This is a genomic window from Holdemania sp., assembly GCF_986127675.1.
The window spans coordinates 1-6,235 of sequence record NZ_CFQZWI010000133.1; the positions used below are offsets into that span (position 1 = coordinate 1).

Annotated in this window: 6 protein-coding genes, 1 tRNA gene and 1 pseudogene; 1 reads left to right on the forward strand and 7 read right to left on the reverse strand. The window is 51.1% G+C overall.

The annotated features are described in order from the left end of the window. Nucleotides 1-350: 350 nt before the first annotated feature. Nucleotides 351-1,673 (reverse strand): 30S ribosomal protein S12 methylthiotransferase RimO, encoded by a 1,323-nt coding sequence (gene rimO, locus AC5OW4_RS13870; RefSeq protein WP_195395461.1) that lies wholly within the window; start codon nucleotides 1,671-1,673, stop codon nucleotides 351-353. A 231-nt stretch (nucleotides 1,674-1,904) separates the two neighbouring features. Between rimO and AC5OW4_RS13875 the strand changes: the two genes are divergently transcribed. Beyond that, nucleotides 1,905-2,249, forward strand: coding sequence for a nucleoside triphosphate pyrophosphohydrolase (locus AC5OW4_RS13875; RefSeq protein WP_295770893.1), 345 nt, complete (start codon nucleotides 1,905-1,907; stop codon nucleotides 2,247-2,249). 86 nt (nucleotides 2,250-2,335) lie between these two features. On the opposite strand, the gene AC5OW4_RS13880 is transcribed toward AC5OW4_RS13875, so the two are convergent. The 6 genes and pseudogenes from AC5OW4_RS13880 to AC5OW4_RS13905 all read right to left on the reverse strand — a co-directional run. Further along, a tRNA-Pro gene (locus AC5OW4_RS13880) sits at nucleotides 2,336-2,412 on the reverse strand. A gap of 113 nt (nucleotides 2,413-2,525) precedes the next feature. Further along, nucleotides 2,526-3,338 (reverse strand): PHP domain-containing protein, encoded by an 813-nt coding sequence (locus AC5OW4_RS13885; protein ID WP_295770891.1) that lies wholly within the window; start codon nucleotides 3,336-3,338, stop codon nucleotides 2,526-2,528. Nucleotides 3,339-3,510: 172 nt separating this feature from the next. Next, entirely contained in the window at nucleotides 3,511-3,954 is a 444-nt protein-coding gene (gene aroQ, locus AC5OW4_RS13890; protein ID WP_072684913.1) for a type II 3-dehydroquinate dehydratase, read from the reverse strand. A gap of 11 nt (nucleotides 3,955-3,965) precedes the next feature. Further along, a complete protein-coding gene (locus tag AC5OW4_RS13895; RefSeq protein WP_195395464.1) occupies nucleotides 3,966-4,814 on the reverse strand; it encodes a prephenate dehydrogenase in 849 nt (282 codons plus the stop codon). A 1-nt stretch (nucleotide 4,815) separates the two neighbouring features. After that, nucleotides 4,816-6,084 carry a 3-phosphoshikimate 1-carboxyvinyltransferase gene (gene aroA / locus AC5OW4_RS13900; protein WP_195395465.1) on the reverse strand — a complete coding sequence of 423 codons (1,269 nt, stop codon included), beginning with the start codon at nucleotides 6,082-6,084 and terminating at the stop codon, nucleotides 4,816-4,818. Beyond that, nucleotides 6,084-6,235: pseudogene (locus AC5OW4_RS13905) on the reverse strand (3-deoxy-7-phosphoheptulonate synthase); the annotation flags it as partial. The pseudogene AC5OW4_RS13905 and the gene aroA, both read right to left, overlap by 1 nt.

Sequence of the window (6,235 nt, forward strand, 5' to 3'; positions counted from 1 at the left end):
ATTATAGGAGTGTCTTCCATCTTTGTCAATTCTTATTTTTCTTCTTTTCAATCCCAGCGAAGGCTGTCACGATATCCTCTTTTCCTCCCCTATCCTCGCCTTACTTTAACTGGCCTTGATTCCTTTTCCTTTTAAGACTAAGATGAATTCCATTCAACGGATATTGAATGTCTGATTCTTCAAAAAGCTCAAGTCTCTCGCAACTGATTTTCTCAATTTTTCACCATAAAAAAACTCCGGCTGAACGAAAACGTCAGGCGGAGTTTCTATGACATTCATCTAATCACGGCAGGAAGAATCGAATTCTCCTCGATAGCAATGAATTGAATTATCAGATTGAAAAATCCCAGCTAAGCCGCGATTTCTTCAGCGTCTAAAACGTCAACGCCAATCAAATCGTGATGTTTTGCTTTAGTAACCTTCACCCAGGCGAAAGTGCCCGGCTGATAGTGATGCGAGCTTTTAAATTTGATCAGCCCGTCGATGCCGTCCGGCGCGCTGTGGATGCCGCGGCCATGGTAATAGCCGGTTAATCCATCCTGATTTTCAACGAGCACTTCCAGCGTCTTGCCGATCAATGCTTCGCCGTTTTCCTGTGCAATCTGATTTTGCACTGTCATTAAGCGTTCCAGCCGTTCATCCATAATTTCCTGGGAAATCTGTCCATCCATGGTATAGGCCGGCGTATCCTCCTCGTTGGAGAAGGTGAAGGCGCCAAGCCGGTCCCAGCGCACTTCCTTGATGAAGTCGATCAACATCTGGAAGTCTTCTTCTGTTTCCTGCGGGAAACCGACGATCATCGTCGTCCGCAGCACCGGCATATCGTAATTCGCTCGAATCAGCTTGACAGTCCGCAGAATGCTTTCCACGCTGCCGCGGCGGTTCATCAGCTTCAGCATTTTATCGCTGCCATGTTGAACTGGAATGTCGAAATATGGAATAACCTTTTTTAGATCCTTGATCCCAGTGACAAACTCATCGTCAATCTCATCCGGATACAGATAAAGAACACGAATCCAATGCAATCCGTCGATCGCATTCAGTTCTGTCAGCAGATCCCAGATCCGCCGGCGGCCATACAAATCGGTTCCATAACGGGAAGTATCCTGCGCGATGACAACGAGTTCCTTCACCCCTTCCGAAGCCAGCTGCTTCGCTTCGGCAACCAGATCCTCAATCGGAAAAGAAACATAACCGCCCCGGATTCCTGGAATTGCACAATAGGAGCAGCGGTTGTCGCAGCCCTCGGCGATTTTCAGATAAGCTGTCCACGGCTTGGTCGAAACCAACCGGGTGTTTTTTCCATAGCCATCCAGCACCTTTTCGCCCAAGACCTGGGTCAGAATCTGTCCCATCTTTGGATAATCGCTGATTGTCAAAAAACAATCGACCTCCGGCATTTCCGCTTCCAGATCAGCTTTGTAGCGCTGAGCCAGACAGCCGGCTACGATCAGTTTCCGGCAATTCTCATTCTTATATTCTGCCATTTCCAGGATCGTATTGATCGCTTCCTCCTTGGCCGGCTCAATAAATCCGCAGGTATTGACGATAATCGCTTCCGCTTCGTGAACGTCGCTGACAATTTCATGTCCGGACTGCCGCAGCAGGCCCATCATTCGCTCACTGTCGACTAAGTTCTTGCAGCAGCCTAAAGATACTACACCTATTTTCATATTCAATTCCTTTCTTTTCGTATATTTTTTCTTGATAGAGATCGCTGACATTATAACACAAAAGCCCGGAATTGCCATTTCCAGATTGTACCCGAAACCGCGATCTCCAACGGGATATCCGTTAAAGCTCTGGCCTTCTTTTTCTGTTGAACCTTTCCTTTCCAATCAGAATGGAAATTGTCCATGCTTCATCATTCTGATATAATCAAGTTTAGAATGGAGCGTGATTCCATGCGTAAAATTTACAATAAGCTTGTCCGCGACCGCATTCCGGCGATCATTCAATCCGAATACCGCGATTGCCAGACGCGGCGTTTAACGCCAGCGGAATATCAAACCGAACTCAAAGCCAAGCTGGTCGAGGAAGCCCGGGAAGTTCAGGAAGCCTCCGATCGAGAAGCGTTCATTGAAGAATTGGCCGATCTGAGCGAAGTCCTGGACGCGATAATGGATTTCTTTGAAATTGACGCGACTGAAATTCAAGCCGTTAAAGACGCGAAGGCGCAGACCCGCGGCCGTTTTAAAGACCGGATTTTCTTAGAGTTTACCGAGGATGAAGATGAACCTTCAGCATGAAAATGAACGTTTCTTTCGCAGGCTAAATCGTTCATCCTCAACATCTGATATAAACAAAAACGGCCTTTCAGCCGTTGTTTTTAAAATGGTCGGGATGACAGGATTTGAACCTGCGACCCCTTCGTCCCGAACGAAGTGCACTACCAAGCTGTGCTACATCCCGATACCTTTTATATTATATGCTAATTTCAAATTTTTGCAAGACTTTTTTCTAGGTTCTGGTAAAAAGTTCGTTTTCTGTCATTTTTTAGCCTGTGCTCAACAAAAAGCATCCGCTTATATCCAATGTTTTAAAACCAGCTGAGAAATGGGAATTTCCAGCTGTCCGATTTGTGTTTTTTCAAAGCTGCCATGACAATCCGCACCGGAAGTCATCATCAGATCCCGCTCGCGGCAATAATTTACGCAGATCTGCGTTGTATCAGGATCCTGCGCCGGGTACCAGCATTCGATCCCATCCAGTCCCTCCGCCATGACCGCGGCCAAGACTTCCGACAGCTTAGTTGCCGGAATCACCTTACCGGGATGGGCCAGAATCGCTTTTCCTTTCGCGGCATGAATCTGCCGGACAACCTCTCTGACCGGCGGAAAGCCGACGCAGCAATAATCATGATGATAGCGGGCATACATCAAAAAGCCCTGCTTAAAATCGGCGACGAGATCTTTCGCCGCAAAGTAATGCAGCGCCTTCCAGCCGCCTAAGCGCCGGTCATAGGAAAACTGACGATATTCATCAAGACTGACCGGCTCCCCGGCATGTTCCATTTTTTCGATCAACAACTCGTTCACCCGTTCCAGCCGCAGCCGATTCGCTTCCACAAACGCCTGAAACTGCCCATTCTCCAAATCGACGCCGTAGCCCAGAATGTGAAAATTGATTCCGAAGTCCTGGGCGTCCAGCTCAACCCCGGACAGACACCGAATTCCGGTTCCCCGCGTCTTTTGAAGACACTCCCGGCTTCCCGACAACTGGTTATGATCCGTGACGGCAATCAGGCCGACCTGCCGGATTCGGGCTTGTTCAACGATTTCATCCACGGACATCGTTCCGTCGGAATACCACGAATGAATATGCAGATCAGCGTACATCGTTACTCCTCTCTTTCCGCAGTTCATCTACTGAAAATCATGGTTCTGCCTGACGTCCTTTTCTGCCTGATGGCCGACGTTTTGATTCTTTCCTTATCAACGAAGACGGACAGGCCGGACAGTCTGAAACGCAAAAAACAGCCCGAGTCCTTCCCGGAGCTGTATTTCTATTTTATTTTTTCGCGAGGTGCTGAATCAGCGCGTCCATCGCCATCACATAGCCATAATCCCCGAAACCGCACAGCTGACCGAGACAAGCCGGCGCTGTTTTCGATTCATGACGAAAGCTCTCGCGCGCATGGACGTTGGAAAAATGAACCTCTACGGCCGGAATCGGCGCAATGCTTTTGATTGCGTCATGCAGCGCGTAGCTGGTGTGCGTATAAGCGCCTGGATTGATGATCAGCCCGTCCATATGCTCGAAATAACACCGCTGGATCGCATTGATCATCTCGCCCTCGATATTGCTTTGAAAAACCTCAACCTCGATCCCGCGCTGCTTAGCTTCCGCGGCGATCATCGCCATGATTTCGGTATAATTGCGCGCGCCGTAAACGCCTTGTTCACGAATTCCGGTCATGTTGATATTCGGACCGTTGACCACTAAAAATTTCATTTTCTCCCCCCTCACTTGTCAAAGCATTTCCGCCGCTGCGTCGACTGGCGGAACAACCGTTTCATTTCCTCGGTGTCTTCATTTTCCAGCACGCTGCGGAAATGGGCCAGCTCCGCAGCGAACTCGTCGATTTCACGGACAAGATTCGCCTTGTTCATTAAAAACAATTCCGTCCATAACGATTCGTTAATCTTCGCGATCCGCGTCAGATCGCGGAAGGAATCGCCGGTATAGTCCACCAGATGCGTGTTGTCGCTGGTATTCATCAGCGTCACTGCGATCACGTGCGTCAGCTGGCTGAGAAACCCGACCATTTTATCGTGTTCAGCCGGACTGAGCATGGCAATGTGCCGAAAGTTCAGCGTTTCCGCCAGCGCTTTCACCCACGCGATCCCCTCCGGCGTATTGGCGGACGTCGGCGTAATGATAAAATTCGCCGGTTCAAAGATCGAACAGTCGGCATACTGCACACCGCTGACCTCCCGGCCCGCCATCGGATGACTGGCGATGAATTCCACATCCGGACGCAATTTTTCCTGCACCTGCGCTACGATCTGTTCCTTGACGCCGGTCACATCGGTGATCCGGGTTCCCGGGGCAAAGCTGTCCTGGTATTGATCAATCCACTCCAAGAGGGCCTGCGGATACAAGCCGAACACGATACTGTCCGCCTGGCGGACCAGCGTTTCGTCAAAACCGACAGCGCCTTCGTCAATCCAGCCTTGCTTTAAAGCATAAGCGATGCTTTCCGGATTGATGTCCAGCGCGCTGACATGGAAGCCTTTGCGCTTCAATCCCTGGGCATAGCTTCCGCCCAACAAGCCCAGACCGACGATTAGAAAATGCGATTCCTCCTGCATGTTATTTCTCCTTTACTTCGATTCCCAGCGAGCGCAGATCCCGGAAAAACCCCGGATACGACTTGGCGATCACTTCTGCGCCTTCAATGGTCACCGGAGCGTCGGCCATCGTCGCGCCGATCGCCAGCGCCATCACGATCCGATGATCCTTGTGCCCGTCCAAGGTGACGCCGCCCTTCCAGGCTGTCGGTCCCTGAATCCAGACTTCACCCTCGCTTGAATGAATCGGCACCCCGACCTTGCGCAGCTCGGTTTCCATCGCTTCTATTCTATCACTTTCTTTATACCGCAGGCGAGCGGCATTGATCATTTTTGTTTCACCGCGCGCGAAGCTGGCTAGCACCATCAGAATCGGTCCGAGATCCGGGCAGTTCTGTATATCCAGTTCACAACCGGACAGGGAAGATGGATAAACGATCACTTCTTTATCCTTAACCTCTGTCCTTCCACCCATCTTACGGACAAAATCCAGGATCTGACGGTCGCCCTGACGGGAATCCGGCCGCAGGCCCTGACAATGGACCTCATGGTTAACGCATCCCAGCGCGGCATAGAAACCAAGCTGGGAATAATCGGATTCGACGGTCGTTTCACAAGCTATATACCGCTGGCCGCCGGGAATTCGCAGCGTCAGTTCGTCTTCAAAATAAGCATGAACACCGAAATCCTGAAGCATCTGCAATGTCAGCTCCACATACGAATGCGACTCAAACGGCGGTTCAATATGCAGCGTAGAATCCTCCTTGCGGCAGACCAGCGCGAACAACAGACCGGAAATGAACTGTGAGCTGATGTCGCCGCGCAGCGTGATGTCGCCCGGCTGCAGTGCACCTTCGATTTCAATCCATTCAGCGGTTTGCGAGTAATGGAATCCCTGCGCCTCAAACAGCTGTTGGTAGACTGTCTGGGGCCGCTGCAGCAGACGGTTCTGCCCGGTAAAACGCACCCGCTTGCCGGTCAGCGAAAAAATCGGGATAAAAAAGCGCAGCGTGGAGCCGGATTCCTTGCAGAAAATTTCCTCGCTTTGCAGCTGATTAAAATCAGGAATGCCCTGCACCCGCACGTCGCTGCCTTCCAGTTCAATGTGCGCGCCCAGCTTGCGCATTCCCTCGATCGTCGTCAGGATATCGTCGGAATAATCGACGTGATGAATCAGACTTTCACCTTGGGCCAAAGCGGCGCAGATGATCGCCCGGTGGGCCATCGACTTGCTCGGCGGAATCGCCACCGTCGTTCGGGTGCAGCGTCCCGGGATGATCGTCGCCTGCATTACAGTGATCTCCCAACCACCTGAGCAATCGCGCGGCCCTTTTCGATCAGGGAGGCGAACTTCGCCGGCTTCAGCGACTGCGCCCCATCGCTCCACGCACATTCCGGACAGGCATGGACTTCGATGATCAGACCGTCCGCTCCGGCCGCAA

Bases quoted from the DNA above. Each gene is read 5' to 3' on its own strand.
- rimO (WP_195395461.1), bottom strand. From the start codon at position 1,673: ATGAAAATAGGTGTAGTATCTTTAGGCTGCTGCAAGAACTTAGTCGAC.
- AC5OW4_RS13875 (WP_295770893.1), top strand. From the start codon at position 1,905: ATGCGTAAAATTTACAATAAGCTTGTCCGCGACCGCATTCCGGCGATC.
- AC5OW4_RS13885 (WP_295770891.1), bottom strand. From the start codon at position 3,338: ATGTACGCTGATCTGCATATTCATTCGTGGTATTCCGACGGAACGATG.
- aroQ (WP_072684913.1), bottom strand. From the start codon at position 3,954: ATGAAATTTTTAGTGGTCAACGGTCCGAATATCAACATGACCGGAATT.
- AC5OW4_RS13895 (WP_195395464.1), bottom strand. From the start codon at position 4,814: ATGCAGGAGGAATCGCATTTTCTAATCGTCGGTCTGGGCTTGTTGGGC.
- aroA (WP_195395465.1), bottom strand. From the start codon at position 6,084: ATGCAGGCGACGATCATCCCGGGACGCTGCACCCGAACGACGGTGGCG.